The sequence below is a fragment of the Klebsiella sp. 141240 genome, assembly GCF_050600805.1.
Taxonomy (GTDB): domain Bacteria; phylum Pseudomonadota; class Gammaproteobacteria; order Enterobacterales; family Enterobacteriaceae; genus Klebsiella; species Klebsiella aerogenes.
The window spans coordinates 1-203 of sequence record NZ_JAQIRK010000097.1 but is presented as its reverse complement, the minus strand read 5'-3'; the positions used below and the strand labels follow the sequence as shown (position 1 = coordinate 203).

1 rRNA gene is annotated in these 203 nt (G+C 53.7%); it reads right to left on the bottom strand.

Annotation, left to right across the window (positions count from 1 at the left end):
- Positions 1-203: ribosomal RNA gene (locus PGQ95_RS26520) — 23S ribosomal RNA — on the bottom strand; the annotation flags it as partial.

Below are 203 nucleotides of genomic sequence, written 5' to 3'. Positions count from 1 at the left end.
GTCCGACCAGGATTAGCTAACCTTCGTGCTCCTCCGTTACTCTTTGGGAGGAGACCGCCCCAGTCAAACTACCCACCAGACACTGTCCGCAACCCGGATTACGGGTCCACGTTAGAACATCAAACATTAAAGGGTGGTATTTCAAGGTTGGCTCCACGCAGACTGGCGTCCACGCTTCAAAGCCTCCCACCTATCCTACACAT